Genomic DNA, 25,230 nt, shown 5'->3' on the forward strand with positions numbered 1-25,230 from the left:
TATGTGAAGCAGAAAGACCTGCGCGCCCAAAGGGGCGCGCAGGTCAACAGCGGAGATGCAACGGATTAATGTATGTCCTTCCAGTACTCGCGCTTGAGCAAATAGGCGAATACGAAGAAGAAGGCAAGATACAGCAGCACGTAGGTGCCGATGCGCTGGCTTTTCAGTTTGACCGGGTTAGCCGAGTAAGCGAGGAAGGTCACCAAGTTCTGGATCTTCTCGTCGAACTCCTCCGGACTCAACGCACCCGTTTTCGGCTCGATGGTCAGCTGGTCGCAGGCTTCATGAGTAATCGGCGTGCCAGTCAGTGGATCGAACATCTTCTTGCCGTCTTCGACCACTTGAACCTGCTTGCAACCGATGTACTGGCGACCCTGCAGGCCCACCAGCACGTTCGGCATACCGACGTTCGGGAACACCTTGTTGTTAGCACCCAGCGGACGCGCAGGATCTTCATAGAACGTGCGCAGGTAGGTGTACAACCAGTCATTACCACGCACACGCGCAACCAGAGTCAGATCCGGCGGAGCAGCACCAAACCAGGCTTTAGCATCGGCCGGCTTCATCCCGATATTCATGTGCTCGCCAATCTTCGCGCCAGTAAACACCAGGTTACTCAGCATGACTTCATGGGGAATCCCCAAGTCATTGGCCACCCGCTCATAGCGCTGGTATTGCGCGGAGTGGCAACCCATGCAGTAGTTCGCGAAGGTGCGCGCCCCATCTTGCATGGCGGCTTTGTCGGTCAGATCAATCTCTACCTTGTCCAGTGGATACTCAACACCACCAGCACCCAGAGCCAGGGCAGGCATTGCAGCAATTACGAGTGCAGCAAATAGCTTTTTCATCAGCCAGTCACCCTTTCCGGAACCGGTTTGGTCTTCTCGAGTTTGGTATAGAACGGCATCAGGATGAAGTACGCGAAGTACAGGAAGGTACACACCTGCGACAGCAACGTACGGCCTGGTGTCGGCGCCAGTACACCCAGCACACCCAGAATCACGAAAGACACACAGAAGATCAGCAACCAGACTTTGCTCATCCAACCCTTGTAGCGCATCGACTTAACCGGGCTACGATCCAGCCATGGCAGCACAAACAGCACTGCAATAGCCGCACCCATGGCAATTACACCCAGCAGTTTGTCTGGCACCGCACGCAGAATCGCGTAGAACGGAGTGAAATACCAAACAGGAGCAATGTGCGCAGGCGTCTTGAATGGGTTAGCGGCTTCGAAGTTCGGCTTCTCGAGGAAATAACCACCCATTTCCGGGAAGAAGAAGATCACGAAGCAGAAGATAAACAGGAACACCACAACACCGACGATATCTTTCACGGTGTAGTAAGGATGGAAGGCGATGCCGTCGAGCGGAATGCCGTTCTCGTCTTTCTTCTTCTTGATATCAACGCCGTCTGGGTTGTTCGAACCAACTTCGTGCAACGCCAGAATGTGCAGCACCACCAGACCGAGAATCACAATCGGCAGGGCCACCACGTGCAGGGCGAAGAAGCGGTTCAGCGTGATCCCGGAAATCAGGTAGTCACCGCGAATCCACTGAGTCAGGTCCGCACCGATCACTGGGATGGCACCGAACAGCGAGATGATTACCTGGGCACCCCAGTAGGACATCTGGCCCCACGGCAGCAGGTAGCCCATAAAGGCTTCTGCCATCAGCATCAGATAGATCAGCATGCCGAAGATCCACACCAACTCACGCGGTTTCTGATAGGAACCGTAGAGCAGGCCGCGGAACATGTGCAGGTACACCACCACGAAAAACGCTGAAGCACCGGTGGAGTGCAGGTAGCGCAAGATCCAGCCGTACTCCACGTCACGCATGATGTACTCGACCGAGGCAAATGCCTGTTCAGCCGAAGGCGTGTAACTCATGGTCAGCCAGACACCTGTAACGATCTGGTTAACCAGCACCAGCAGTGCCAGGGAGCCGAAAAAGTAGAAGAAGTTGAAGTTCTTTGGCGCGTAATACTTGGAGAGATGGTCTTCCCACATTTTGGTCGCGGGAAAGCGCGCATCGACCCATTCCATGAATTTGCTCATCATGCTTTCTCCTGATCCACACCGATGATGATCACATCATCCGACTCATACGTGTGCGGCGGCACCGGCAGGTTCAGGGGCGCAGGCTGAGCCTTGTACACGCGGCCAGCCAGGTCATAGCGCGAACCGTGGCAGGGGCAGAAGTAACCACCAACCCAGTCAGCACCCAGATCAGCAGGTGCAACTTCCGGACGGAAAGACGGTGCACAACCCAGATGGGTGCACAGACCTACCAGCAACAGCACTTCCGGCTTGATCGAACGGGTTTTGGGGTCGACATAACTTGGCTGCTCAGATGCCTTGGAATCGAAGTCAGCCAGCTGGCCCTCGATTTTCACCAAGTTACTGAGGATTTCCTCGGTACGGCGCACGATAAACACCGGCTGCCCCCGCCATTCAGCAACCATCTGCTGGCCAGGCTCAATTTTGCTGACGTTCACCTTCACGGGTGCTCCGGCAGCTTTAGCCTTGGCGCTTGGGAACCAGGACCCTACGAACGGGACCGCGGCACCCACCGCTCCTGCAGCGCCCACCACAGAGGTGGCCGCTACTAGAAAGCGACGCCGGCCTGCATTCACGCCGTCATTGCTCATTCAGTCGTCTCCCATCAGCTTTATGGCCTGTTGGTCAGGCCTATACTAGGTAAAAATCGAGTCGCGCAAAAAATTTGCCAAATGGTAAAGAAAAGCCCCTCTACTGACAAGGTAATTACCCAGCCAGAGCGGACTCAACCCCTTACAAATCACGGCGTGCACGGATGCGGCATGATGCCGCAGAGCAAATAATCGCCCACAAAAAACGCCCAGCTCCGAAAGGAAACTGGGCGTTTTCGTGAACGCAGGTAGCGAATTAACGCTTGGAGTACTGCGGACGCTTACGCGCTTTACGCAGACCAACCTTCTTACGCTCAACTTCACGGGCGTCGCGAGTCACGAAGCCAGCTTTACGCAGTGCAGGACGCAGAGCTTCGTCGTAGTCCATCAGGGCGCGAGTGATGCCGTGGCGGATCGCGCCAGCCTGACCACTTACACCGCCACCGATTACGGTAACGAAGATATCGAACTTCTCGGTCATCTCAACCAGTTCCAGCGGCTGACGAACTACCATGCGGGCAGTTTCGCGACCGAAGAAACCATCAAGAGTGCGATTGTTGATGGAGATTTTGCCAGTGCCCGCACGCAGGAAAACGCGAGCGGTTGCAGTCTTGCGACGGCCAGTGCCGTAATTTTGAGTCGCCGACATAATGAACTATTCCGTTAAAACTTCAGTTCTTGGGGCTGCTGAGCAGTGTGGGGGTGAGCAGCGCCCGCATACACTTTCAGCTTACGATACATGTCGCGACCCAGCGGGTTCTTCGGCAGCATGCCTTTAACCGCGGTCTCGATCACGCGCTCAGGGGCCTTAGCGATCAGCTTCTCGAAGTTGATCGACTTAATGCCGCCCGGGAAACCGGAGTGGGAGTAGTACATCTTGTCAGTGGTCTTGGCACCGGTAACGCGAATCTGCTCAGCGTTGATGATGACGATGTAGTCACCAGTATCAACGTGCGGAGTGTATTCAGGCTTGTGCTTGCCACGCAGACGGCTTGCAACTTCGGTAGCCAGACGACCCAGGGTCTGACCTGCAGCGTCGACGACAAACCAGTCGCGCTTAACTGTTTCCGGTTTAGCAGTAAAAGTTTTCATTCTTTATAGCCTCAGGGGCCGCCCTGATAAATAAGACGGCGGATCTTACTGAATAGTGCGTACTTTGACAAGTCAAAGGCAGCCGAAAACAGGCGCTATCGGGGGCTCGGGTCAGCGCGTCCGTAATACGGCAAGATTCTTCGGCAGGCGGCGCATCACTTCCACTGCAGAAAGAGGTGCGCAATTATGCAGATTGCGCGGAGAATTTCAACACGATTATGCCGACCCGCTTTTCTCAAGGAGCTAGCAATGGATTACCGTCAACTCGGCCGCACCGATCTCAAGGTCAGCAGCCTGTGCCTGGGCACCATGACCTGGGGCGAACAGAACAGCTCTAGCGAGGGCTTCGCCCAGATCGAACGCGCCAAGGCCTACGGGGTAAATTTCATCGATACCGCCGAGATGTACCCGGTACCGCCACGCGCCGAAACCTACAGCAAGACCGAACAAATCATCGGTGACTACTTCAAACAGCGTGGCGATCGTGCCGACTGGGTGCTGGCCAGCAAGATCGCCGGCCCTGGCAATGGCATCGGCTATATCCGCGACGGTCAGCTCAAACACAACCGCGCGCATATCGCCCAAGCGCTGGATGCCAGCCTAAAACGCCTGCAAACTGACTGGATCGATCTGTACCAACTGCACTGGCCGGAACGCCCGACCAATTTCTTCGGTCAGCTTGGTTATCGCCACCAGGACAGCGAATACACGCCACTGGAGGAAACCCTCGAAGCGCTGGATGAACAGGTCAAGGCCGGCAAGATACGCCATATCGGCCTGTCCAATGAAACACCCTGGGGCACCATGAAGTTCCTGCAGCTGGCCGAACAACGTGGCTGGCCGCGCAGCGTGTCGATCCAGAACCCCTACAACCTGCTCAACCGCAGCTTCGAAGTGGGCCTGGCAGAAATCGCCATCCGCGAACAATGTGGCCTGCTCGCTTACTCGCCCCTGGCCTTCGGCATGCTCTCCGGCAAGTACGCTGACGGCGCGCGTCCGACCAATGCGCGGATCAGCCTGTTTAGCCGCTTTACCCGCTACACCAACCCGGAGTCGGAAAGCGCCTGCGCACGCTATGTCGCTCTGGCGCGCGAGCATGGCCTGGATCCAGCCCAGATGGCTTTGGCCTTTGTCACCGCGCAACCCTTCGTCACCAGCAATATCATTGGTGCGACCAGCCTGGAGCAACTGGACAGCAACCTGACCAGCAGTGAACTGAAGCTCTCTGCCGAGGTGCTAACTGCTATCGAAGCGATTCACAAAGCCCAACCCAACCCAGCCCCCTAATCAGTGCGCGAGACATAAAAAAGCCCGGCAATAGCCGGGCTTTTTTATTCAGCATTCGATCACAGCGAACGGGCGATGATCTCTTTCATGATCTCGTTGGTACCCGCATAGATGCGCTGCACCCGCGCATCGGCCCAGGCGCGCGCCACCGGGTATTCCCACATATAGCCGTAGCCGCCGTGTAGCTGCACGCACTCATCGAGCACCTTGCACTGCAGGTCGGTACCCCAGTACTTGAGCATGGCCGCAGTCGGCACATCCAGCTTGCCCTGCAGATGCAGCTCCAGGCAGCGGTCGACAAACACCCGACCGATCTGAATTTCCGTGGCCATTTCTGCCAGTTTGAAACGAGTGTTCTGAAAATCACCAATCGGCTTGCCGAAGGCCTTGCGCTCGCGGGTGTACTCCAGAGTCCACTGCAGCGCCGCCTCGGCCGAGGACAAGGCGCCGACACCGACGGTCAGACGCTCCTGCGGCAGCTCTTGCATTAAATAGGCGAAGCCCATGCCGGCTTGGCCCAGCAGATTTTCCTTCGGTACGCGTACATCCTGGAAGAACAGCTCGGAGGTGTCCTGGGCCTTCATGCCGACCTTCTCCAGGCGCTTGCCTTTGGAGAAGCCCGGTGTATTAGCCTCGACCAGGAACAGGCTAGTGCCCTTGGCGCCAGCCTTCGGATCGGTCTTGGCCACCACGATTACCAAATCAGCCAGAAAACCGTTTGTGATAAAGGTCTTCGAGCCATTGATCACATACTCATCACCATCCAGCACGGCAGTGGTTTTCACGCCTTGCAGATCGGAGCCCGCACCGGGCTCGGTCATTGCGATGGCGGTAACCATCTCTCCAGACACCAGTTTTGGCAGGTAATGCTGTTTCTGCGCCTCGGTGCCGTAATGCAGGATGTAGGGCGCGACGATGTCCGAATGCAGGGAGAAACCGATGCCGGTCAGACCCAGGCGGCCGACTTCCTCAATCACCACGGTGCTGTAGAGAAAATCCGCGGCCATGCCACCGTACTCTTCCGGGATATGCGAGCAGAGTATTCCCGCCTCCCCCGCCTTGTTCCACAGCGCGCGGTCGATATGCCCATCCTTTTCCCATTGATGGTGGAAAGGCACGGCTTCCTGCTCAAGGAACTTGCGCACGCTGTCGCGAAACTGTTCGTGTTCGGAGCTGAAAATCGTTCTAGGGATCATGGCAACACCTGCTTGATAGAGCGGTTTTAAAGTGGCCTCGACTTTAGCCAAGCAAACGCTTGGTCACACTGGACACAAGCGCCAAAAAATAAGACGATCCAGCCAGCTCATGACCACTTAGCCTTAATAAGAACAATATATATGCCGAATCCGTCACCAGCGCCGCTGCACCGCGTCAGCATTCTTGCAACCGAGGGTGTGTTTGCCTCGACCCTGATGCAGGCCAAAGACTTCTTCCACATGGCCAGCCTGCGCTACGGCAAACAGCAGGGCCGAGGCCTGACGCCGACCTTTGAAATCCATCTAGTCAGCCCGGACGGCAAGCCCGTGCGCAGTTTCAGTGATGTGCTGATCCCGGTCGACGGCGCACTGGCAGATGCCGATGTGATCATCCTGCCAGCCTTCTGGGATGACTTCGACGCCCTGTGCCAGCGCCACCCGCAAGTGCTCAGCTGGCTGAAACAGCGCCATGCCGCCGGCAGCGCAATCTGCGGCGAAGCCACCGGGGTGTTCTGGATGGCCCAGGCCGGCCTACTCGACGGTAAGGAAGCGACCACCTATTGGCGCTTCTTCAACGAGTTTGCCGAACGCTTCCCCAAGGTGCTGCTCAATCAGGAAAAACACCTGTCGGACGCTGACAACCTGTATTGCGCCGGCGGTGTGACCTCCGCCTGTGACCTGTATATCTACTTGATCGAACGCTTCTGCGGCGCCAGCGTGGCCCAGGGTGTGGCCCGCGACATTCTTTATGAAGTGCAACGCAACTACGCCCCCGGCCGCATCGGCTTTGGCGGGCAGAAGCTGCACCACGACATGACCATCCTGCAGATCCAGCAATGGCTGGAGGATCACTTCGCCGACAAGTTTCGCTTCGAAGATGTCGCCCGCGAGCACGGCATGAGCATCCGTAACTTTATGCGCCGGTTCCAGACCGCTACCGGCGATAAGCCGCTGCACTACCTGCAACGCCTGCGTATCGAAACCGCCAAGGGGCTACTCAGCGCCACCCGCAAAAGCATCAAGACCATAAGCTATGAAGTGGGTTACGACGATGCCAGCTTCTTCGCCCGTTTGTTCCGTCAGCACACGGAACTGTCACCCAACCAGTACCGCCGACAGTTCCAGCACAAGGACAGCCATGCTTAAGATCGGCACAGCAGCAGGCCCGACGCACTGAAAACCCGCGCAACTCATCCTTGGATGGGTGGGGCGCGGGCGGCAGCACTCTATGATCGGCGCATACCTACAACAATCAGGTCATCGCCATGCGCCGCACACTTATCGCCTTACTTGCCGCCTGCAGCTTCAGCGCTGTCGCCGCTGACAACTGGAAACCCTTCCCCTACGACCAAAGCGCCTACGACTACTCAGGCGACAAACTGCGCCAGGCCTGGCCGCAACTGACACGCGGCTTTGGCGCCAACTACCCCTTCCCCGACGCTGACTGGGTGGTGACTATGGCCACCACGCACCCTCAGGCGCTGGAAAAAACCGTGCTGGCCAACACCGGCTTCACTGGTAAGCCGGAAGAAGCCGAGGTTTACGCGGCCAAGCTGCAGGATGTCTGGCGGTTGATGTTCCGTGGTGATTTCGCCGAGGCCAAGCAACAGGGCCTGGCCTTGGGTGTTGGCGGGCAGATCCCGGCGATGTTTGCCCAGGTGGTGTATGCCATGTTCCTGGTGCCCGACCAGGCCGAGAAACACAAACTGCTGGAAGAAGTGATCACTTACACAGACCAGGCCGGCGAGCTGGTTCAGGCCGATACAGTGGCGCAATTCGGCCGGGTGTACGCCAAGGCGCGCCTGGGTGAAGAGCTGTCAGTGCCAGTGGTACTCAAGCGCGGCTACACCTCGCAGATTCCTGACGAACTCAAGGCCCTGCTGGCCAAGCACCCGCAACAACCCTTTGCTCTGGCGCTGTATGGCGGCTATGAAGCTGGGGTAATCCGCAAGGTTGGCAAGATGGTCGGACGCATGACCTATGGCGTCAGCGCTGACAACATGGAGAAATACTTCAGCCGCAGCTTCAAGGCCCAGGACAATCTGCCCATCGGCCACTACGAATACGCCAATGCCCTGACCTATGTGTACGGTGACGACGAGCAGGACAAGGCACTGCAACACCTCAAGCGCGCAGTAGCGATCAAGCCGATCAACGCCATGGAAGCCCTGGAAGTGGCTCACTCACAGAAAATGCTCGCCCAATACGAGCAGAAGCTGGCGCAAAACTAAGCCCCACCGAAACGCAAAAAGGCTGCCTCATGGCAGCCTTTTTTGATTTTTGCATCGGCAACTTATTGCTTGGCCCGCTCCAGGGGCTCCAACTGCGCCCACAACGCCTGCGCTTCTTCCGTCAGCATCGAATAGCTGCGGATATCACCATTACGCTGCGCCTGCATCGCCTCTTCCAACTTGGCACTGTATTGCTTGCGTAGTTTCTTGGCGGGATCGCTTTTAAACAAACCGAACATGCTGTGTGCCTCTGTCGACAAAGAGCCCCGGATAGGTGCCTGCCCAGCTTAATTCAGCCACGCGCCATGGTTGAGGCGCAGATGTAACAAGCCGCTAAAAGCACCGTCAGCCAAAGGCGTGGTCACGAACTCTCTGCAACGCCAGCGACATCTTCGCGGCGGGCACCCGCTGCAGGGTGCACAGCAGCTCATGGGAAATCTCGGCAATGCCATGGCGCTCACGCAGCAACGCCGCCATAAAGCAGGTCAGATTGGCCGCCATTTCCGCATCGGCCAGCGCCCGGTGCGCCTTGCCAGTATCGGGTAGACCAATCCACTGGTTGAGATTGCCCAGCTTGTGGCTCGGCGCCATCGGTAATAGACGACGCGACAGCAACAAAGAACAGGCAAACGGCTGCACGCGGCGACGGCGAATCAGTGCCAACTCGGCGTCCCAGAACTTCTGATCGAAGCTGGCGTTATGCGCCAGCAACGGACGATCACCGACAAACTCGGCCACTTCCTGCATCACCTGCGCGGCAGGCGGTGCGGTGCGCAACATGGCGTTGCTGATGCCGGTGAGCTGCTCGATAAACGGCGGCACCCAGGCGCCGCTGTTCATCAGGCTCTGGTAGCGGGCGACGATCTGCCCACCCTCGACGATTACCACACCGATTTCGGTGGCACGCGCATGCTGGGCCGGCGACATGCCAGTGGTTTCAAAGTCGAGTACGGCAATGGAGTCGGCAAGCATTGCTCAGTTTCTCAGCAGCAGTGCGCCGTCGATCGGCACGTAGCGACTGGCCGCACGCACCAGCGATTGCGCGGTCAAACCTGGCACGCCATAGGCCACCGCGTTGACGCCATAACTGCCGCGAATCTTGTCCAGCAGCAGATCGAAGTCGCCATCGCCTGAGGCCAGCACCACTTCATCGACGCGCGGCGCAGCATCCATGATGTCGATGGTGATACCGACATCCCAATCGCCTTTGGCCGAGCCGTCACTGCGCTGGATAAAGGGTTTGAGTTTTACGGTAAAGCCGAGGTTGCGCAGGATCTGCTGAAACTGCTGCTGCTTCTGATCGCCTCGGTCGATAGCGTAGGCATAAGCTTCGACAATCTGCCCATGCTGACTGATATCGGCCCACAGCGCGGCGTAGTTGAAATGGCAACCATAGGCCTGGCGCACGGTGTAATAGAGGTTCTGTACATCGGCGAATACGGCGATCTTCTTCACCGGTAATCCTCATGGCAGGGCAATAAGCGCCAGGCAGTATGCCAGAAGCAAGGCACTAGCAAAGCCGGCATAAATTGGAGCGCCAGGGGCAATCGGCTAGAGTGGCGACTCTCAGACTCAACACGCGCCCACCATGAATATGACCTCCGCTCTGCGCGACTCCTGGTATTTCTTCAGCCTTAACCTGGTGGCGATTGCCCGCCTGTGCCTGCCGTTGATCGTGCTCGAAGGCTTGTTGCTGCAGCAGGTCACCAGCCTGGTGGCCGCCGAATCCGCCACCCTCTGGCGCCTGCTCGCCGGTTTGCTGTTCTACCCGTTATATAGCGCCGCGCTGATTCTATTCCTCGACGCACGCAGCCAAGGCCAGCAGCCCCGCGCCCTCGACCTGCTGGCCGCCAGCCTGCGCTTGTGGCCAAGTTTCGCTCTGCTGGCAGGCATCAATACCTTGGCGATTCTGCTCGGCGCTTCGCTGTTCGTGCTGCCGGGAGTCTGGCTGATGGTCAAACTGGCGTTTGCCGAGTACCTGCTGGTGTTGCGCGGTCTGAGCCCGATGAAGGCACTGCACGAGAGCTTCCAAATGAGCAGCGGTTACTTCTGGCCCATGCTCGGTTGCATCCTGATTGTCATGCTGCCGCTGTGGCTGCTCGACGGCTGGAGTCACTCCAACGAGGTCTTGGCCGACAACGCCCTGGCCAGTCTGCTGCTCGACTGCGCAAGTCGCTTTTTACAACTATTCTCAAGCGTCGTGCTGTTTCGTCTATTTATGCTGCGCAGCGCCCAGCCCGAAGTCGAGTGAACGCCAGCGACACTCAAGGAGGACAGAGCCATGGCTGACGCCAACCCGAGCATCCTTTCGCATATTTCCATCGGCACCAATCAATTCGACAAGGCCACCGCCTTCTACGATCAGGTGCTCGCCACCCTCGGCTGCAAGCGCGTACTTGCCCACCCTGGCGCAGTCGCCTATGGCCGCGAATACCCGGAGTTCTGGGTGCAGACGCCGATCAACGGCAAACCGGCAAGCATCGGCAATGGCAGCCACTTCGGCTTTGTCGCATCGAACAAGGCCGCCGTGCACGATTTCTACCAGGCAGCCCTGGAAGCTGGGGCCAGCGACGAAGGCGCCCCCGGCCCTCGCGCAGAATATGGCGAGCCCTATTACGGCTGCTTTGTCCGCGATCTGGATGGCCACAAGATCGAAGCAGCGTTCTGGGATCTGGAAATGATCTACGAAGTCTATATCGAGCCACACGAGCATTGATGGCTAAGGCTGTTGCAGCTCAAGGCGCGGTGGACTGATAACGCTGCGCCGCCTTGGCGATCCAGCCTTCAGCCTGCATCTGCGCCAGCGCTTCGCTTACCTGCTGATACTGCGCCTGCAAGCCGCGCTGGCGGGAGAAGCCAATGTACAAATCGGTGCGTGCCTCGGGCTGAAACGCCGCTTTGGCTATATGGCCATTCCAGCGCGCATCGCGCAATTCATAGTCGACCTGACAATCGGTGCCGATCACCGTTTGCAAGCGGCCACGCACCAGCATTTCCAGTAACTGCCCTTCAGTATTGACCGCGGTTTTGCGCAGTTGCGGATCTGAATCAAACGGCTCGAAGTACGCCGACTCCAGCACATGACCAATCGTCAGGTTGGCCAGCTGGCTGTAGCTCTGCAGCGCCTTGGCCAGCGCCGGTGCAGCATAGAAACGCGGCGCACAAGCGTAGTAAGGCTGTGCGAGGTAATGGATATAGCCCTCACGCTCCGGGGTTTTCGCCAACCCCGTCATCAAGTCCGCCTTGCCGTTCTGCAGCGCCGCCAAGCCGCGCGCCCAGGGCGCACGCTGGACATCGAAGCGCAACCCGGTGCGTTGAGTGAGTTGCTCGAGCACATCAATGTCCAGCCCCGTTAACGGGCCATCACCTTCCTGCATACGGAACGGTGGCCAGATATCGGTCATGACCCGCAACGCAGGCGGCTCCTCTGCGTACAGCGGCGCGCCGAGCAACAGCAGTAAAACGGGCCATGCGCGGCGCATCAGGACCGTCCTGCACGCTGCGGCTTCAAGCCGGACAGGCGCGGCAGCAGCACCCGTTCGAACAGCCGTGGGAAAAACCGCGCCAGCACCCGCGCGCGCCAGTCGACATTGGACAACACCAGCAGCCGACGACGCTTCAAGGCGCCTTGGTAGATCGCCTCAGCGACATCCTGCGGCGAAGCCACCGAGCCCATGGCCAACGGTGGTTGCGCCGCCACCGAGCCGTCACCGACCAAGGCATTTTTGCGCAAATCAGTGGCGGTAAAGCCAGGGCATACCAGCATCACATTGACCCCGGAGCCCTTCAGCTCATAGCGCAGGGTTTCAAACAGACCATGCAGGGCATGCTTGCTGGAGTTATAGGCACTGCGATAAAGCAGCGGCGCAAAGCCTGAGAGAGAGCTGAGCACGATGATCTGCCCGCCACGGGCGATCAAACTGGGCAAAGCAGCCTTGGTGCAGTGCAGCGCGCCAAAATAGTTGACCGCCATAATCCGCTGAAACACCGCCAGTTCGGTGTCGGCAAAACTGCTGCGGTGGGTAATGCCGGCGTTGTTGACCAGCACATCGATACCGCCAAAGCGTTCGACGGTCAGCGCCAGCGCCCGCTCAACTGCCGCGGCATCGGCCACATCGCAGAGTACGCCCAGAGCCTCGGCGTTGTGGTGATCGGCAAGGTGTTGCACCAGGCTGTCGAGCGCCTGCTGCTGCAGATCAAAGATCACCAGCCGTGCGCCGGCCTGTGCCAAGCGCATGGCCAGCGCGCGGCCAATACCGGCACAGCCGCCCGTAATCACCACAACTTTGCGGTCGAATACCTTGTTGGCGAACACCTTGCGGTACATAACCTGTCTCCAACCCAGTGACTGCAAAAGCGGTTACTACAACCTGTTATGGCTGCCATCGCAACAAGGCGGTATCTGGGTGTGCTTGCAGCCACAGAAGTACAGAGTGGCGTCCTCGTCTGCGTGGAACTTCAACGGGGTAAAACCGCTGCCTTTATGCTTGCCGTCGCAGAACGGCTGTGCGGCGCTGAGCCCGCAGCGGCACCAGAAGTAGTCGTTGCCGGCGGTGACCGCAACCGCATAGGGGCTGCGCTGGGCAATCGTTGGGTGAGTCATGTGACCTCCTGAAGCACCCGAGCGGGGCGCTGCAACATCGGCAGCATCGGCCATCTCCGGTATGCTCCCACAGCATAGTTCACCTGCCGGCGATCCTGTTTATGCCCCTGCCCCGATTCCTGCGCCTTCTCCTGCTCAGCCTGGCCAGCCTGTGCTGCGTGCTGGCGGCACTGATCTACAGCCTGACCTGGCACCCAGCCGCCCGCGAAGCCGCCCCAGTGAGCTGCCAGACCAACGCGCCGCAACTGCAACCCGGCCAGGCTCTGAAAGTGATGACCTGGAATATCCAATACCTGGCCGGCAAGCGCTATGTGTTCTGGTACGACCTGGTCGATGGCAACGGCCCCGACCAGCGCCCTAGTGCGCAAGACTTGGCGTTTACCCTGGATGAAGTCGCCCGCATTCTGCGTGACGAGCAGCCCGATATCGTCCTGCTGCAAGAACTGCACAACGGTACCAAAGCCACGGACTATCAGAACCAGCTCGCACTGTTGCACGAGCGTTTAAGTGACCTGTATCCGTGCAGCAGCCAGGCCTATTACTGGAAAGCCGCCTTTGTGCCGCACCCGCAGATTCTCGGCAGCGTCGGCATGCAGCTGGGCACCCTCAGCCGCTTCCAGATATCCCACGCCGAACGCCTGCAACTGCCGCTGATGCCCGCCAACCTGATAAGCCGCCAATTCAACCTCAAGCGTGCCTTGCTGGTCAGTCACCTACCCGTGCGTGGCGGTGGCGAACTGGTCGCCATCAACACCCATCTGGATGCCTTCGCCCAAGGAAATGAAACCATGCAGCGCCAAGTGGCCATGACCCGCAGCCTGCTCGACCAGCTCCAGGCCGACGTCAAACCCTGGGTAATCGGCGGCGACTTCAACCTGTTGCCTACCGGCCAGTACCAGCGCCTGCCTGAGAACCAGCGCAGCTGGTACAGCCCCACCAGTGAGCTACAGCAACTGGCTGAGCGCTACCCGATGGTGCCGAGCCTGGAGCAGGCCAGCGGCTCAGAACAGACGCGCTGGTACACCCATTACCCCAACGATCCGGCAGTGACTGGCCCGGATCGTACCCTCGACTACCTGTTCCACAGCCCACAGCTGACGCTACTCGACAGCCAGGTACGCCAACACGACAGTTTAGGCATTTCTGACCACCTGCCGGTGCTCGCCCGCCTGCTGCTGCCGACGCTGGACTAAGCTTTTTCAGCAAGTCACTGGACAAAACTGCTGGCAGTTAGCCATGCTCGGGTTGTGTGACATTTTTATAACGAAAAGACGGCAGATAGCCGCAGTACGTACCCATTTGATGCCACGATTTCTCTGCCTCGCGCTGGCTGTAGCCTTGCACTGCAGCGCCAGCCTCGCCGCTTCTGCCGCCGATGATTCGCGACCATTGGTGCACGTGGGGTATTACGAGTTTCCACCTTATTCCTACACGGACAGCCAAGGGCGCGCCAAAGGCGCCATATTGCAGTTGAGCAAACGCCTGCTGGAACATGCGGGCTATCGCACCACACTGCGCTCCTACCCCAGCGCACGGCTGTACAACGCTATTCAGGATGGCAGCGTACAGGTCTGGCCGGGCGCACCGGGCAAACTGGAATTGCGCGAGCACACCCTGGAAACCCAAACCCTGTTGGGGGAGATCGTGCTCAACCTGTATTTCCGCCGTGACACCCTGATGCCGCGCCTGCCTGACGACCTCAAGGGTCGCGGCGTGATCATGATCAGTGGTTACACCTACTGGCAGACGGTCAACGAAATGCTCAACGACCCGCAACTGGCCGTAGAGCAACACCGCACCGGCACTCACACCGCCGCATTGGAAATGCTCCAGCGCCGCCGCGGCGACTTCCTTCTCGATTACCAAACCCCGGTGGAGCAGGCGCGCAAACGCCTGGGCATGTCCGAGCTGCCGTATGTGGAACTGCAGCGCATCCCGCTGAAGCTGATTGTGTCCAATAAAGCCCCCGGCGCCGAAGCCCTGCGCGATGCGCTGGATCGGGCCTATGCCGAGCTTCAGGCGGCCGGCGAAGACCTGCGCCTGCCCTGAAGCCTACTTGCGCGGCTTGGCCCGCGCGGTGGGTTCGGCGATCAGCGGATCATCCGGCCAGTAGTGTTTTGGATAGCGCCCCTTGAGGTCTTTCTTCACCTCGGCATAGGTGCTGCGCCAGAAGTTGGCCAGGTCCTGAGTCACCTGCACTGGCCGCCTCGCCGGCGACAGCAGGTGCAACTTGACCACCTGGCGACCGCCGGCAATGCGTGGCGTATCGGCCAGACCGAACAGCTCCTGTAAACGCACCGCCAACACCGGCGGCTGCTCGCTGTAATCCAGACTGATGCGCGAACCAGACGGCACCTGCACGCTGCGTGGCGCCAACTCATCCAGACGCTGCGGCAGCGGCCAGGGCAGCAGATTCAGCAACAGGCTGGGCAAATCCAGATTGGCGAAGTGACTGAGCCGGGTGACGTTATCCAGATAGGGCTGTAGCCAACTCTCCAGCGTCGCCAGCAAGGCAGCATCACTGACATCGGGCCATTCGCTGGCGTCTTTGCTGGCCAGATCCAGCGTGCGCAGCAACGCCACCCGCGCCTGCCATTGGCGCAGCTCCGGCGTCCAGGGCAACAGCGCCAGGCCCTTGCGCCGCACAAGGCCGAGCATGGCGCGACTGCGCTGTTGCGCATCAAGCCCGGTCAGCGGCTCACGCGACAACACCAGCTCACCGACCTTGCGCTGGCGTTCGGCGCGCAGGGCGCCTTCGCGTTCATCCCAATCCAGCACGTCCAGGTTGCAGACCTGCTCAGCCAGCACCCCCTCGAATAGCTTTGGATCCAGCTCAGCGGCCAGGTAGATGCGCTCTTCACGCTGCCCCTGGCGGCTGCCCAGGTCCGCTACCACCAGCCAGCTGTGTTTCATCAAGCCATCGACCTCGGCAAACAGTGCCGCCCGACCGTTGGCCAAACGGTATTCCGCGCCGCCGTCACGCCGCTGCTGAGCGATGCGATCCGGGTAGGCAAACGCCAGCAACGCGCCCAGCCAGCGCGGATGCTCGGGATCGCTGACTGCCTGCGGGCTGGGCCGGCGCTTGAGGTACCCCTGAAACTGCCGGGCCAGTTGCCGGGCGCGCTGCACCCCGCCCTGACTGCCGCGCGCGCCGCGTGACTCACCCGCCAGCAAGGCCAATCGGCTGTGCAGATCAGCGCCCGCGCCACGCAGAATGTCGCGTTCGCCGAGCAACGCAGCCAGATCGCAGGCCAATGGGCCAAGGCCCAACTCCTGACCGCGCAGCAGCAGATGGGCGATACGTGGATGAGTCGGCAGCTCAGCCATGGCCTGACCGTGAGCGGTCAATTTGCCTTGAGCATCCACCGCGCCCAGCCGCTCCAATAGCTCCAAAGCCTGGGCATAGGCCGCCGCCGGCGGCGGATCAAGCCAGACCAGTTCGGCCGGCTGCACGCCCCAGCGCACCAGCTGCAAGGCCAGGCCGGCGAGGTCGGCCTGGAGCATCTCCGCCGTGCCGTATGCAGCCAATCGCTCATGCTGCGCCTGCGACCACAGCCGATAACAGACGCCCGGTTGCAAGCGCCCAGCCCGCCCGCTGCGCTGAGTGGCCGAGGCGCGGGAAATACGCTGGGTGTCCAGGCGGGTCATGCCGCTGTTCGGGTCAAAACACGGTACCCGCGCCAGGCCGGCATCGATTACCACCCGCACGCCATCGATGGTCAGGCTGGTTTCGGCGATATTGGTCGCCAGCACCACCTTGCGCAGGCCAAGTGGTGAAGGCTCGATGGCAGCGCGCTGGGCGCTAAGATCCAGTTCGCCATGCAGCGGGCAGAGCAGAATGTCGCGACGTCCGGCCAGGGACTCTGCCAGTTGTTCATTGACCCGGCGAATCTCCGCCTGCCCCGGCAGAAACACCAGCAGGCTGCCCGGTTCATCGGCCAGCGCTTGCAGGATGGTCTGCAGCACTTTCGGCTCGACCCACTCGCCCGCCTGCCAGGGCGCGCCCCAGCGTATATCCACAGGGAACATCCGCCCTTCGCTGCGCAGCACCGGCGCATCGCCGAGCAGGCCCGCCAACCGCTCACCTTCAAGGGTTGCCGACATCAGCAGCACCTTCAGCGGCAGTTCGCCGGAGTCCGCACCACGAAACATCGCTCGACCATTCAGGCACAGCGCCAGCGCCAGGTCCGCATCCAGACTGCGCTCATGAAATTCATCGAAGATCACCAGGCCGACGCCTTCCAGCGCCGGGTCGTCCTGCAGCCGCCGCGCCAGAATGCCTTCAGTGACCACTTCGATACGGGTGCGCGGGCCTACCTTGCTGTCCAGGCGGATGCGATAACCGACGGTTTCCCCCACCGCCTCACCCAGCTCACTGGCCAGGCGCTCGGCCGCAGCGCGCGCCGCCAACCGCCGAGGCTCAAGCATGATGATGGTCTGCCCGGCCAGCCAGGGCTGGGTCAGCAGCGCCAGCGGCACGCGGGTGGTCTTGCCGGCACCGGGCGGCGCTTCGAGCACCGCTTCGTCACGCAGGGCAAGGGCCTGACACAGCTCAGGCAGCAGCACATCGATTGGCAGGGAATTCATGCGGGCTCCATTCAAGGCGCGGGATTATAACGGCGAACCTGTAGAGCATTGGCGCTGTCTGAGTGTTAGGTATGGCTGCGCGAAATAGCGCTGGCAGCGCCTGACGCAGCGGCATTGCAATACAGGCATTGGTATAGTTGCGCCACTTTTTCCATGGAGATGTTCAATGCGCACCCAAACCCGCGTTATCGGTGGCCTTATCGTCGCCGCGTTGCTCACCCAACTGACCGCCTGCGGCACCCTGTTCTTCCCGGATCGCCGCGGCCAAATCGAAGGCCGCATCGACCCCATGGTGGCTGGGCTTAACGCTATCGGCATCCTGTTCTATGTGATCCCAGGACTGATCGCCTTTGGTATCGACTTCGCCACCGGCGCGATCTACCTACCGGGCGGCCTGACCTCGCAAGTTGACCCGCAAGACCTGCAGAATGTGGTGGATGCTGACGGCAAGGTCGATCCGATCAAGCTCAAGGCACTGATCGAAGTGCAAACGGGCCACAGCCTGCCGCTCGATGACCCGCGCCTGATTCAGCACAGCGGCAGTGCCGAGCAACTGGCAGCCTATGGTCTGCGCCCAGCAGCCTAAGCCCGGCACCAGCAAGCCCAAACTAAAAGCCCGTTTTCCGACGGGCTTTTGTTATTTAGCGCTAACCTTGGCAGAACTCGCCCCATTCTGGATAGCCCGTGAACATACAGCCGCAACACGCCCGCCTGATGCGCCTGGCGACCTTCGCCGCACTGGCGGCGGCACTTACGCTGGCACTGGCCAAAGCCATTGCCTGGTGGCTCAGCGGCTCGGTCAGCCTGCTGGCGGGGCTGACCGACTCGCTGCTTGATGGCGCCGCCTCGCTGCTCAACCTGATCGCCGTGCACTACGCCCTGCGCCCGGCCGATGAGGATCACCGCTACGGTCACGGCAAAGCCGAGGCTCTGGCTGGACTGGGCCAGGCACTGTTTATCGGCGCCAGCGCGATCTTAGTCGGCAGTCACGCCATCGATCGCCTGCTCAATCCCGAACCGATTGGTGCACCGGCCCTGGGCATCGCGGTGATGCTGCTGTCGCTGGCAATCACCATCGCCCTGCTGATGTTTCAGAACCATGTGGTGAAACTGACCGGCTCCACCGCGATTCGCGCCGATTCGCTGCACTACCGCTCGGACCTGTTACTCAACAGCAGCATCCTCCTGGCATTGCTGCTGGCCAGTTACGGCTGGCCGCAGCTGGACGCCATCTTCGGTATCGGCATTGCGCTGTATATCTTCTGGAGCGCCATCAGCATCGTCCGCGAAGCCGCCACCGTCCTGATGGATCAGGAGCTCGACCCGCAGATCAGCGCACAGATGCACAGCCTGGCCTGCGCCGTGCCCGGCGTGCTGGGCGTGCATGACTTGCGCACGCGGCTCTCCGGCACCCACTGGTTTGTGCAGCTGCATGTGGAGCTGCCGGGCGAGTTGAGCCTGCAGCATGCCCACGGCCTATGCGATCAGGTTGAAGCGGCGATCCGCAGCGAGTTCCCCCGTGCCGAGGTACTGGTACACGCCGACCCGAGCAATGCGGCACCGCCAGCAACGGCCTCTTGAAGGTAGCGAGCAGCTAACAGGAGTCGCCTGACACCAGATTTAGCGTCGCGTAGCCGAAGACAGCGGGCACAAAAAAGGGGAAGGCCTGCAGGCCTTCCCCTTTTTTGCGTGTCCGTCATTGTGGCGATGGTAACGCCTTTTCTTCGCCTACCTGGTTGGGCAGTGCGAACCCGGGTGCCGTGACGATCCGGTTGGATCGGCGGCGACCGCTCACCTGATTGGGCGAGGCGGCTGGACGTGTCGTCCGGGCATTGAAGTTGAGATAAAGCTTACGCCTGCCGACGCAGTGAAAGATTGCGAACATTGCTGAAATACCCAGCACTTGCGCAATTAATCACCACAAGCGCATCATTCTGCACAACAAAATAACGAAAGCAGGATAAAGATGAACAGACTTGATCGTTACGACCTGAATATCCTCGCTGAATTGCAGCGCGACGCCACCCTGTCCAACCAGGACCTGGCCGAACGCATCGGCCTGTCGCCCTCCCCTTGCTCGCGGCGGGTCAAACAGCTCGAAGACGATGGTTATATCCTCGGCCAGGTCGCCCTGCTCGACCGTAAACAGCTCGGCTTGACGCTGACCGCCTACGTGCTGATCGGCATGGACAAGCACACCCCGGAACGCTTTGAGCATTTTCAGGAAGAAATCCGCAAATGCCCGCAAGTGCTGGAATGCTGCCTGGTGACAGGGATGGACGCGGACTACCAACTCAAGGTAGTGGTACCGGATATGGATCATTACCAGAAACTGCTACTGGGTACCCTGACCCGCATCGAGGGTGTTTCCAGCGTACGCTCCAGCTTTGTGCTGCAGCAGATTCTCTCCAGCACTCAGCTGCCGTTACAGCACCTGCGCGGCTGATCGCCGCACCTTGGCAGTGGTCGGCTGGCAGAGCCGCCGATGGTGCGTATAATCGCGGCCTCTGTGCGATGGCCTTCCTTTCATGCGCCTCGCATAGCGCTGGTCGGCACCCAGCCGAGCACCTGCAGGTTCACGAGGCCCGAATGGAAACCGAACAGTTCGAATCCCTGATGATGTACGCCCTAGTCGGCGGGCTGATGGTGTTTATGTTCTTCATCATCTGGGACCTGGCAAAAACCTCCAAAGCCGGCCGTTTGGGCACCGCCATCCTGTTCCTCGGCCTGGGCCTGTGTCTGTTTGCCTTCCTTGCCAAACCGGTCATCACTTACATCATCGAAGCGAGTCGCGGCATCCACGGCTAGAAAGCTGCCCCGCGCCGACCACTGCACACCAAGCCGCAGCAAACTGCTCTAGAATGCACCTTTCCGCCTTCTCTCAGGAGCATTAATGTCCCCTACCGACCGGGTGATGCAGAGCTATGGCCGCTGCTGCGCCAGCCCAGATTTTTTCGACAGCTTTTACCGGCACTTCCTCGCCAGCTCACCCGAGGTGCGCGAGAAGTTCGCCAATACCGAGATGAACGGACAAAAGCTCCTGCTGCGTCAGGGCATTCTCAACCTGGTGATGCATGCGCGCGGCATGCCTGACACCAAGCTGCGCGCCCTAGGCTGCAGCCACTCCCGCGCCGCCATGGACATCCGCCCAGAGCTGTATGTGCTGTGGCAGCAAGCGCTGCTACAAACCATCGGCGAGCATGATCAGCAGTACTGCAACGAAACCCGCAACGCCTGGAATGAGGTGTTGGATAAAGGCATCGCCGTTATCAAAGCCGGCTACTGATCAATCCAGCTGGGCCGGCACTTCGCGCCACTGCCCCGGCTGCAAATCATCCAGGCTGAACGGGCCGATACGCACGCGCACCAGGCGCAGCGTTGGCAGCCCAACAGCGGCGGTCATACGGCGTACCTGACGGTTGCGCCCCTCACGAATCACCAGCTCAAGCCAGGCCGTCGGGATGCTTTTGCGAAAGCGCACCGGCGGGTTGCGCTCCCACAGCTGCGGCTCATCCAGTAACCGTGCTTCGGCCGGCAGGGTTGGGCCGTCATTCAACTGCACGCCGTCACGCAGCTGCTGCAATTGCACGTCGCTTGGTTCGCCCTCCACCTGCACCCAATAGGTTTTCGCCAGCTTGTGCTTGGGATCGGCGATTCGGGCCTGCAGGCCGCCGTCATTGGTCAGCAGCAACAGACCTTCGCTATCACGGTCCAGCCGACCGGCCGGGTAGACGCCGGGCACATCGACAAAATCCTTGAGGGTGGCACGGCCCTGGTCATCATTGAACTGGGTCAGCACGTCAAAGGGTTTGTTCAGCACCAGCAAACGCGGCTCAGCGGGTGGCGCCTTGGCCACGCGGCGCACCGCAGGTTTACCGCTGTGCGGACGAGAGGACGCTGGGCGAGGTGGGCGCGACATAGGTGATCCAGCAACAGGTTACGAGGCGGCCAGTGTAACCGAGGCCACGGTTGGACTATCAGTCTGAGTGATCCGCGCAGCCTGCAACGGCGTAGCGGGCTATGCTGGCAAAGTTGTGTTTCCTGTCCCGAGGCCATTGTTATGAGTTCGTCCGAATCCATCGTCGACACCTTTACCGGTTGGGCTGCCAAAGCACCCGGCGCGCCCCTCGAACTGCACAGTTATGACCCCGGCCCACTGGGCGCTGAAGAAGTGGAGGTGGCGGTGGAATACTGCGGCATTTGCCACTCCGACCAGTCGATGATCGACAACGAGTGGGGCAATGCGCGCTACCCCTTTATCCCTGGCCATGAAGTAGTCGGCACCGTGGTGCGCCTCGGCCCACAGGCCCGCGGCCTCAAGCTCGGCCAGCGCGTCGGTATCGGCTGGTACAAGGGCAGCTGCATGCATTGCAGCTCCTGTATGGAAGGCTCGCACCAGCTGTGCGGCACAGTAAAACCGACGATTGTCGGCAGCAACGGCGGTTTCGCTGACCGCCTGCGCAGCCATTGGGCCTGGGCCGTAGCACTGCCCAACGGCCTTGACCCGGCGCTGGTCGGCCCACTGTTCTGCGCCGGCTCCACGGTGTTCAGCCCACTGCTGGACTTCAACGTGAAGCCCACCGATAAGGTTGGCGTGGTCGGTATCGGCGGCCTCGGTCACCTGGCGCTGGGTTTCCTCAATGCCTGGGGCTGCGAAGTCACCGCCTTCACGTCTTCACTGAGCAAACAGGAAGAAGCCAAACGCCTGGGCGCACACAAGGTGGTGGCCTCGACCGACAGCGCCGCGCTGAAAGCGATTGCCGGCAGCCTGGATTTCCTGCTGGTCACTGCCAGTGCCGACCTGGACTGGAGCGCTATGATCGGCACCCTGCGTGGTAAAGGCCGGTTGCACTTTGTCGGCATCGTACCCAGCGCGATCCCGGTGCATGTGTTCAACCTGATTCCCAAGCAGAAGAGCCTGTCTGGCTCACCGGTTGGCTCACCGGCCAACATGGCGAAAATGCTCGAGTTCTGCGCGCGCCATCAAATCCTGCCGCAGGTCGAGCACTTCCCCATGAGCAAGGTCAACGACGCCATTGACCACCTGCGTGCCGGCAAAGCGCGCTACCGCGTGGTGCTGGACGCCAGCAAGTGACAGCAGGGGCAAATCAGCTGCATGATTTGCCCCTTTTTCACCGCCGCTGAGCCACACATGCCGCACCCGATCGAAACACCCCGCGCCACCGACTTCCCCCGCTTGCTTGAAGTGTGGGAAGCAGCCGTACGCGCTACCCATGACTTCCTCGAAGAGCACGATATTCAGCTGCTCAAACCCTTACTGATCGAGCAGTACTTCCCCCTGGTTCAGCTCAGTTGCATACGTGGCGACGATGGCACGATCGCTGGTTTTCTCGGCTATGCCGAAGGCAAGGTCGAGATGCTGTTCGTTGACCCATTGCACCACGGTATGGGCATCGGCAAGGCTCTGCTCAACGACTCAGTGGTACGCCTCGGCGCTAGCCAGGTCGACGTCAATGAGCAGAACCCCAAGGCGCTGGGTTTCTACCTAAGCCAGGGCTTTGCAGTCGAAGGCCAATCACCGCTGGATGGCGGCGGGCGGCCTTTCCCGATTCTGCACCTGCGCCTCGCTTGATGCGTTAGCGGAACGGCGGCTCATCAAAGCTGCGCAGCTTGCGCGAATGCAGCGAGTTGAGCTGGCTGCGCATCAGTTCCAGCGCAGTGATGCCGATATGCAGGTGCTGGGTGACCGCGCGCTCATAGAAGGCACCAGCCGCACCCGGCAGTTTGATCTCGCTGTGCAGCGGCTTGTCGGACACGCACAGCAGCGTGCCGTAGGGCACGCGCAGGCGATAACCTTGCGCGGCGATGGTGCCGCTTTCCATGTCCACGGCCACCGCGCGGGACAGGTTGATCAACGGCCGCTCCTGGGCCCAGCGCAGTTCCCAGTTGCGGTCGTCGTAGGTAAGCACGGTGCCGGTACGCAGGCGCTTCTTCAGCTCATCTCCCTCTTCACCGGTCACCAGCTTGGCCGCTTCCTGCAACGCCTGCTGCACCTCGGCCAGGGCCGGCAGCGGAATGTTTGGCGGCAGCACGCGGTCGAGAATGCCGTCGCGGCGCATATAGGCGTGGGCCAGCACGTAGTCGCCGATGGTCTGCGACTGACGCAGGCCGCCGCAGTGGCCGATCATCAGCCAGCAGTGCGGACGCAGCACAGCCAGGTGATCGGTGATGTTCTTGGCGTTGGATGGGCCGACACCGATGTTGACCAGGGTAATGCCGTGGCCGTCCTCGGCCTGCAGGTGGTAGGCCGGCATCTGGTAACGGTGCCAAATGACGTTCTCGATAATCGCCTGCATCTCACCTTCGGCCATGCCGCGCTCGATCACCACGTTGCCCGGCAGCACCATGCGGTTGAAGCGCGACTCACCGACCAACATGTCCAGACCATGGCGAATAAATTGGTCGACGTAGCGGTGGTAGTTGGTCAGCAGAATCCACGGCTGCACATGCCGCCAGTCGCTACCGGTGTAATGCACCAGACGGCGCAGGGAGAAATCCACCCGCGCGGCGTCGAACAGCGCCAGCGGCAGCGGGTCGGTGTTTTCCCAATCGTACAGGCCATCGGCTGTACCATCGGTGGCGGCGGACAGATCGGTACTGGGGAACACCCGCGCCAACTCGGCGGCGGTTACCCCCGAGCCTGCCAGCTCATCGCCCTGCTCGACCACGTACGGATAAGGAATGTTCTGCTGGCTGATGCCCACTTCCACGCGCACGGTGAAGTCGTTCATCAGCGGACGCAGCTGCTCCAGCAGGTATTTACGAAACGCTGCCGGGTGGGTGACAGTGATGCTGTAGGTACCCGGCACCTGCACCTTGGCGTAGGCACGCACCGTGGTCGGCACTTCCCCCTGACACAGGTAGACCAGACGCAACTCGGGGTAGCGGAACTGGCACTGCTGAGCGGCATCCGGTTTGACGCGCTCTTTCAGGTAGCGCTTGAGCGCCTGACTCAAGCCCGTGGTCGCCTGCAGGTGCAAGGCGGCCAGACGATCCACTGCTTCTTCAGCGGTGTTGGCGACAATAAAGTCATCGGAACAAGGGTTCACAAGGCACCTTCCTGGCTGATCGGAATGGCTCTATCTTGCCCTGATCCGCCGCGCTTGCGATAGCGCGACGTTGCCCGCGCAGGCTACTTGAGTAGCGCCTGCAGATCCTCAGGCACAGCCTGCGGGGTCAGCGGGCCGACGCGTCGTGTGCCCGGATTTCCCAGGGGAAACAGCCCCAGCAGCGAACCCAGGCTACCAGGTATGCGCAGCAGTTGTGCCAGGCCCTCGGCCCAATCACGCTGGCGCCAGGCCCAAGCGAGCATCCATAAATGGCTGCGAAAGTGTTCGCTGAAATAACGCTGACCGAGAATATGCGCCCGCTCCAGATGGCGCAGCTCGGCAGTGGGATCAGTGCCGCGCTGAGCGCGGGCCAGTTGGTACTCCTGCCAGAAGGCTTGTTCACGGGTCATGGCAACGCTCCTCTATTCAGCTGCGTTACCAGTCTGCAAGTGTGGGGCGGCACCCAGGTCAAGCATCCGTTGCTAATCTTCTGTCAGCCAATTGACTAAGGA

The 25,230-nt window shown here is 60.4% G+C and carries 30 protein-coding genes; 14 read left to right on the forward strand and 16 right to left on the reverse strand.

The annotated features are described in order from the left end of the window. Nucleotides 1-65: 65 nt before the first annotated feature. The 5 genes from BLO50_RS04620 to rplM form a co-directional block, all read right to left on the reverse strand. Nucleotides 66-848 (reverse strand): cytochrome c1, encoded by a 783-nt coding sequence (locus BLO50_RS04620; RefSeq protein ID WP_090249144.1) that lies wholly within the window; start codon nt 846-848, stop codon nt 66-68. Beyond that, nucleotides 848-2,059: a cytochrome b gene (locus BLO50_RS04625; RefSeq protein WP_090249146.1), complete on the reverse strand. Its 1,212-nt coding sequence runs from the start codon at nt 2,057-2,059 to the stop codon at nt 848-850. Before BLO50_RS04625 ends, BLO50_RS04620 begins: the two co-directional genes overlap by 1 nt. Continuing rightward, the gene (petA, locus tag BLO50_RS04630; protein WP_090249148.1) at nt 2,059-2,652 is read right to left on the reverse strand and encodes a ubiquinol-cytochrome c reductase iron-sulfur subunit; all 594 of its coding nucleotides are present in this window, start codon (nt 2,650-2,652) and stop codon (nt 2,059-2,061) included. The genes BLO50_RS04625 and petA overlap by 1 nt, the downstream gene beginning before the upstream one ends. A 256-nt stretch (nt 2,653-2,908) precedes the next feature. Further along, complete coding sequence (gene rpsI, locus BLO50_RS04635; protein WP_090249150.1) at nt 2,909-3,301, reverse strand: 30S ribosomal protein S9; 393 nt, start codon at nt 3,299-3,301, stop codon at nt 2,909-2,911. A gap of 14 nt (nt 3,302-3,315) precedes the next feature. Beyond that, nucleotides 3,316-3,744, reverse strand: coding sequence for a 50S ribosomal protein L13 (gene rplM / locus BLO50_RS04640; RefSeq protein ID WP_090249152.1), 429 nt, complete (start codon nt 3,742-3,744; stop codon nt 3,316-3,318). Nucleotides 3,745-3,993: 249 nt separating this feature from the next. On the opposite strand from rplM, the gene BLO50_RS04645 reads away from it, so the two are divergent. Further along, nucleotides 3,994-5,031 (forward strand): NADP(H)-dependent aldo-keto reductase, encoded by a 1,038-nt coding sequence (locus tag BLO50_RS04645; RefSeq protein ID WP_090249154.1) that lies wholly within the window; start codon nt 3,994-3,996, stop codon nt 5,029-5,031. Nucleotides 5,032-5,090: 59 nt separating this feature from the next. On the opposite strand, the gene BLO50_RS04650 is transcribed toward BLO50_RS04645, so the two are convergent. After that, a complete protein-coding gene (locus tag BLO50_RS04650) occupies nt 5,091-6,227 on the reverse strand; it encodes an acyl-CoA dehydrogenase family protein (RefSeq protein ID WP_090249156.1) in 1,137 nt (378 codons plus the stop codon). A gap of 240 nt (nt 6,228-6,467) precedes the next feature. Here BLO50_RS04650 and BLO50_RS04655 point away from each other — a divergent pair, with 240 nt between their 5' ends. After that, nucleotides 6,468-7,373: a GlxA family transcriptional regulator gene (locus BLO50_RS04655; protein ID WP_167144274.1), complete on the forward strand. Its 906-nt coding sequence runs from the start codon at nt 6,468-6,470 to the stop codon at nt 7,371-7,373. A 119-nt stretch (nt 7,374-7,492) separates the two neighbouring features. Further along, nucleotides 7,493-8,458, forward strand: a complete 966-nt coding sequence (locus BLO50_RS04660) for a hypothetical protein (protein ID WP_090249162.1) — start codon at nt 7,493-7,495, stop codon at nt 8,456-8,458. A gap of 62 nt (nt 8,459-8,520) precedes the next feature. Here the strand turns inward: BLO50_RS04660 and BLO50_RS21640 are convergent, their stop codons facing one another. The 3 genes from BLO50_RS21640 to BLO50_RS04670 all read right to left on the reverse strand — a co-directional run bounded on the left by BLO50_RS21640 (nt 8,521) and on the right by BLO50_RS04670 (nt 9,913). Then, complete coding sequence (locus tag BLO50_RS21640; protein WP_143003799.1) at nt 8,521-8,697, reverse strand: DUF6435 family protein; 177 nt, start codon at nt 8,695-8,697, stop codon at nt 8,521-8,523. A gap of 106 nt (nt 8,698-8,803) precedes the next feature. Continuing rightward, entirely contained in the window at nt 8,804-9,430 is a 627-nt protein-coding gene (locus tag BLO50_RS04665) for a 3'-5' exonuclease (protein ID WP_090249164.1), read from the reverse strand. A 3-nt stretch (nt 9,431-9,433) separates the two neighbouring features. Beyond that, on the reverse strand, nt 9,434-9,913 hold the full coding sequence (locus BLO50_RS04670) for an NYN domain-containing protein (protein WP_090249166.1): 480 nt from the start codon (nt 9,911-9,913) through the stop codon (nt 9,434-9,436). A 133-nt stretch (nt 9,914-10,046) separates the two neighbouring features. Here BLO50_RS04670 and BLO50_RS04675 point away from each other — a divergent pair, with 133 nt between their 5' ends. Beyond that, nucleotides 10,047-10,709, forward strand: coding sequence for a YciC family protein (locus tag BLO50_RS04675; RefSeq protein ID WP_090249169.1), 663 nt, complete (start codon nt 10,047-10,049; stop codon nt 10,707-10,709). Nucleotides 10,710-10,739: 30 nt separating this feature from the next. After that, entirely contained in the window at nt 10,740-11,174 is a 435-nt protein-coding gene (locus BLO50_RS04680) for a VOC family protein (RefSeq protein ID WP_090249171.1), read from the forward strand. A gap of 19 nt (nt 11,175-11,193) precedes the next feature. Here BLO50_RS04680 and BLO50_RS04685 read toward each other — a convergent pair whose 3' ends face one another. The 3 genes from BLO50_RS04685 to BLO50_RS04695 are packed head-to-tail and all read right to left on the reverse strand — an operon-like array spanning nt 11,194 to nt 13,061. Further along, nucleotides 11,194-11,940, reverse strand: coding sequence for a substrate-binding periplasmic protein (locus BLO50_RS04685; RefSeq protein ID WP_090249173.1), 747 nt, complete (start codon nt 11,938-11,940; stop codon nt 11,194-11,196). Further along, nucleotides 11,940-12,785: an SDR family oxidoreductase gene (locus BLO50_RS04690; protein ID WP_090249175.1), complete on the reverse strand. Its 846-nt coding sequence runs from the start codon at nt 12,783-12,785 to the stop codon at nt 11,940-11,942. Before BLO50_RS04690 ends, BLO50_RS04685 begins: the two co-directional genes overlap by 1 nt. A 36-nt stretch (nt 12,786-12,821) precedes the next feature. After that, nucleotides 12,822-13,061, reverse strand: a complete 240-nt coding sequence (locus BLO50_RS04695; protein ID WP_090249176.1) for a CDGSH iron-sulfur domain-containing protein — start codon at nt 13,059-13,061, stop codon at nt 12,822-12,824. 101 nt (nt 13,062-13,162) lie between these two features. On the opposite strand from BLO50_RS04695, the gene BLO50_RS04700 reads away from it, so the two are divergent. After that, nucleotides 13,163-14,254 (forward strand): endonuclease/exonuclease/phosphatase family protein, encoded by a 1,092-nt coding sequence (locus tag BLO50_RS04700; protein ID WP_090249178.1) that lies wholly within the window; start codon nt 13,163-13,165, stop codon nt 14,252-14,254. Nucleotides 14,255-14,363: 109 nt separating this feature from the next. Next, complete coding sequence (locus BLO50_RS04705; RefSeq protein WP_090249180.1) at nt 14,364-15,110, forward strand: substrate-binding periplasmic protein; 747 nt, start codon at nt 14,364-14,366, stop codon at nt 15,108-15,110. A gap of 3 nt (nt 15,111-15,113) precedes the next feature. Here the strand turns inward: BLO50_RS04705 and hrpB are convergent, their stop codons facing one another. Then, nucleotides 15,114-17,648 (reverse strand): ATP-dependent helicase HrpB, encoded by a 2,535-nt coding sequence (gene hrpB, locus BLO50_RS04710; RefSeq protein ID WP_090249182.1) that lies wholly within the window; start codon nt 17,646-17,648, stop codon nt 15,114-15,116. A gap of 166 nt (nt 17,649-17,814) precedes the next feature. Here hrpB and BLO50_RS04715 point away from each other — a divergent pair, with 166 nt between their 5' ends. The 5 genes from BLO50_RS04715 (at nt 17,815) to BLO50_RS04735 (ending at nt 20,934) form a co-directional block, all read left to right on the forward strand. Then, nucleotides 17,815-18,234 (forward strand): polyribonucleotide nucleotidyltransferase, encoded by a 420-nt coding sequence (locus BLO50_RS04715; protein ID WP_090249184.1) that lies wholly within the window; start codon nt 17,815-17,817, stop codon nt 18,232-18,234. Nucleotides 18,235-18,362: 128 nt separating this feature from the next. Next, entirely contained in the window at nt 18,363-19,229 is an 867-nt protein-coding gene (locus BLO50_RS04720; protein ID WP_143003812.1) for a cation diffusion facilitator family transporter, read from the forward strand. Nucleotides 19,230-19,614: 385 nt separating this feature from the next. Next, complete coding sequence (locus tag BLO50_RS04725; RefSeq protein ID WP_090249188.1) at nt 19,615-20,094, forward strand: Lrp/AsnC family transcriptional regulator; 480 nt, start codon at nt 19,615-19,617, stop codon at nt 20,092-20,094. A 143-nt stretch (nt 20,095-20,237) separates the two neighbouring features. Then, nucleotides 20,238-20,456 (forward strand): DUF2788 domain-containing protein, encoded by a 219-nt coding sequence (locus BLO50_RS04730; RefSeq protein WP_090249191.1) that lies wholly within the window; start codon nt 20,238-20,240, stop codon nt 20,454-20,456. 85 nt (nt 20,457-20,541) lie between these two features. Further along, nucleotides 20,542-20,934, forward strand: a complete 393-nt coding sequence (locus BLO50_RS04735; RefSeq protein ID WP_090249193.1) for a globin — start codon at nt 20,542-20,544, stop codon at nt 20,932-20,934. On the opposite strand, the gene BLO50_RS04740 is transcribed toward BLO50_RS04735, so the two are convergent. After that, nucleotides 20,935-21,504, reverse strand: a complete 570-nt coding sequence (locus tag BLO50_RS04740) for a pseudouridine synthase (RefSeq protein ID WP_167354447.1) — start codon at nt 21,502-21,504, stop codon at nt 20,935-20,937. It abuts the gene before it with no gap. Between the two features lie 204 nt (nt 21,505-21,708). Between BLO50_RS04740 and ahr the strand changes: the two genes are divergently transcribed. Both ahr and BLO50_RS04750 read left to right on the forward strand, forming a co-directional pair. Continuing rightward, nucleotides 21,709-22,743, forward strand: coding sequence for an NADPH-dependent aldehyde reductase Ahr (gene ahr / locus BLO50_RS04745; protein WP_090249197.1), 1,035 nt, complete (start codon nt 21,709-21,711; stop codon nt 22,741-22,743). Between the two features lie 57 nt (nt 22,744-22,800). Then, nucleotides 22,801-23,241: a GNAT family N-acetyltransferase gene (locus BLO50_RS04750; protein WP_090249199.1), complete on the forward strand. Its 441-nt coding sequence runs from the start codon at nt 22,801-22,803 to the stop codon at nt 23,239-23,241. Between the two features lie 4 nt (nt 23,242-23,245). On the opposite strand, the gene amn is transcribed toward BLO50_RS04750, so the two are convergent. Next, entirely contained in the window at nt 23,246-24,718 is a 1,473-nt protein-coding gene (amn, locus tag BLO50_RS04755) for an AMP nucleosidase (RefSeq protein ID WP_090249201.1), read from the reverse strand. Between the two features lie 83 nt (nt 24,719-24,801). Further along, complete coding sequence (locus BLO50_RS04760) at nt 24,802-25,128, reverse strand: DUF3703 domain-containing protein (protein ID WP_090249204.1); 327 nt, start codon at nt 25,126-25,128, stop codon at nt 24,802-24,804. Nucleotides 25,129-25,230: the final 102 nt, after the last annotated feature.

It is taken from the genome of Pseudomonas peli (assembly GCF_900099645.1).
GTDB lineage: Bacteria > Pseudomonadota > Gammaproteobacteria > Pseudomonadales > Pseudomonadaceae > Aquipseudomonas > Aquipseudomonas peli.

What these genes read in the sequence shown, in the direction of transcription:
- BLO50_RS04620 (WP_090249144.1), bottom strand. Translation starts at nt 848, where the DNA reads ATGAAAAAGCTATTTGCTGCACTCGTAATTGCTGCAATGCCTGCCCTG.
- BLO50_RS04625 (WP_090249146.1), bottom strand. Translation starts at nt 2,059, where the DNA reads ATGAGCAAATTCATGGAATGGGTCGATGCGCGCTTTCCCGCGACCAAA.
- petA (WP_090249148.1), bottom strand. Translation starts at nt 2,652, where the DNA reads ATGAGCAATGACGGCGTGAATGCAGGCCGGCGTCGCTTTCTAGTAGCG.
- rpsI (WP_090249150.1), bottom strand. Translation starts at nt 3,301, where the DNA reads ATGTCGGCGACTCAAAATTACGGCACTGGCCGTCGCAAGACTGCAACC.
- rplM (WP_090249152.1), bottom strand. Translation starts at nt 3,744, where the DNA reads ATGAAAACTTTTACTGCTAAACCGGAAACAGTTAAGCGCGACTGGTTT.
- BLO50_RS04645 (WP_090249154.1), top strand. Translation starts at nt 3,994, where the DNA reads ATGGATTACCGTCAACTCGGCCGCACCGATCTCAAGGTCAGCAGCCTG.
- BLO50_RS04650 (WP_090249156.1), bottom strand. Translation starts at nt 6,227, where the DNA reads ATGATCCCTAGAACGATTTTCAGCTCCGAACACGAACAGTTTCGCGAC.
- BLO50_RS04655 (WP_167144274.1), top strand. Translation starts at nt 6,468, where the DNA reads ATGGCCAGCCTGCGCTACGGCAAACAGCAGGGCCGAGGCCTGACGCCG.
- BLO50_RS04660 (WP_090249162.1), top strand. Translation starts at nt 7,493, where the DNA reads ATGCGCCGCACACTTATCGCCTTACTTGCCGCCTGCAGCTTCAGCGCT.
- BLO50_RS21640 (WP_143003799.1), bottom strand. Translation starts at nt 8,697, where the DNA reads ATGTTCGGTTTGTTTAAAAGCGATCCCGCCAAGAAACTACGCAAGCAA.
- BLO50_RS04665 (WP_090249164.1), bottom strand. Translation starts at nt 9,430, where the DNA reads ATGCTTGCCGACTCCATTGCCGTACTCGACTTTGAAACCACTGGCATG.
- BLO50_RS04675 (WP_090249169.1), top strand. Translation starts at nt 10,047, where the DNA reads ATGAATATGACCTCCGCTCTGCGCGACTCCTGGTATTTCTTCAGCCTT.
- BLO50_RS04680 (WP_090249171.1), top strand. Translation starts at nt 10,740, where the DNA reads ATGGCTGACGCCAACCCGAGCATCCTTTCGCATATTTCCATCGGCACC.
- BLO50_RS04685 (WP_090249173.1), bottom strand. Translation starts at nt 11,940, where the DNA reads ATGCGCCGCGCATGGCCCGTTTTACTGCTGTTGCTCGGCGCGCCGCTG.
- BLO50_RS04690 (WP_090249175.1), bottom strand. Translation starts at nt 12,785, where the DNA reads ATGTACCGCAAGGTGTTCGCCAACAAGGTATTCGACCGCAAAGTTGTG.
- BLO50_RS04695 (WP_090249176.1), bottom strand. Translation starts at nt 13,061, where the DNA reads ATGACTCACCCAACGATTGCCCAGCGCAGCCCCTATGCGGTTGCGGTC.
- BLO50_RS04700 (WP_090249178.1), top strand. Translation starts at nt 13,163, where the DNA reads ATGCCCCTGCCCCGATTCCTGCGCCTTCTCCTGCTCAGCCTGGCCAGC.
- BLO50_RS04705 (WP_090249180.1), top strand. Translation starts at nt 14,364, where the DNA reads ATGCCACGATTTCTCTGCCTCGCGCTGGCTGTAGCCTTGCACTGCAGC.
- hrpB (WP_090249182.1), bottom strand. Translation starts at nt 17,648, where the DNA reads ATGAATTCCCTGCCAATCGATGTGCTGCTGCCTGAGCTGTGTCAGGCC.
- BLO50_RS04715 (WP_090249184.1), top strand. Translation starts at nt 17,815, where the DNA reads ATGCGCACCCAAACCCGCGTTATCGGTGGCCTTATCGTCGCCGCGTTG.
- BLO50_RS04720 (WP_143003812.1), top strand. Translation starts at nt 18,363, where the DNA reads ATGCGCCTGGCGACCTTCGCCGCACTGGCGGCGGCACTTACGCTGGCA.
- BLO50_RS04725 (WP_090249188.1), top strand. Translation starts at nt 19,615, where the DNA reads ATGAACAGACTTGATCGTTACGACCTGAATATCCTCGCTGAATTGCAG.
- BLO50_RS04730 (WP_090249191.1), top strand. Translation starts at nt 20,238, where the DNA reads ATGGAAACCGAACAGTTCGAATCCCTGATGATGTACGCCCTAGTCGGC.
- BLO50_RS04735 (WP_090249193.1), top strand. Translation starts at nt 20,542, where the DNA reads ATGTCCCCTACCGACCGGGTGATGCAGAGCTATGGCCGCTGCTGCGCC.
- ahr (WP_090249197.1), top strand. Translation starts at nt 21,709, where the DNA reads ATGAGTTCGTCCGAATCCATCGTCGACACCTTTACCGGTTGGGCTGCC.
- BLO50_RS04750 (WP_090249199.1), top strand. Translation starts at nt 22,801, where the DNA reads ATGCCGCACCCGATCGAAACACCCCGCGCCACCGACTTCCCCCGCTTG.
- BLO50_RS04760 (WP_090249204.1), bottom strand. Translation starts at nt 25,128, where the DNA reads ATGACCCGTGAACAAGCCTTCTGGCAGGAGTACCAACTGGCCCGCGCT.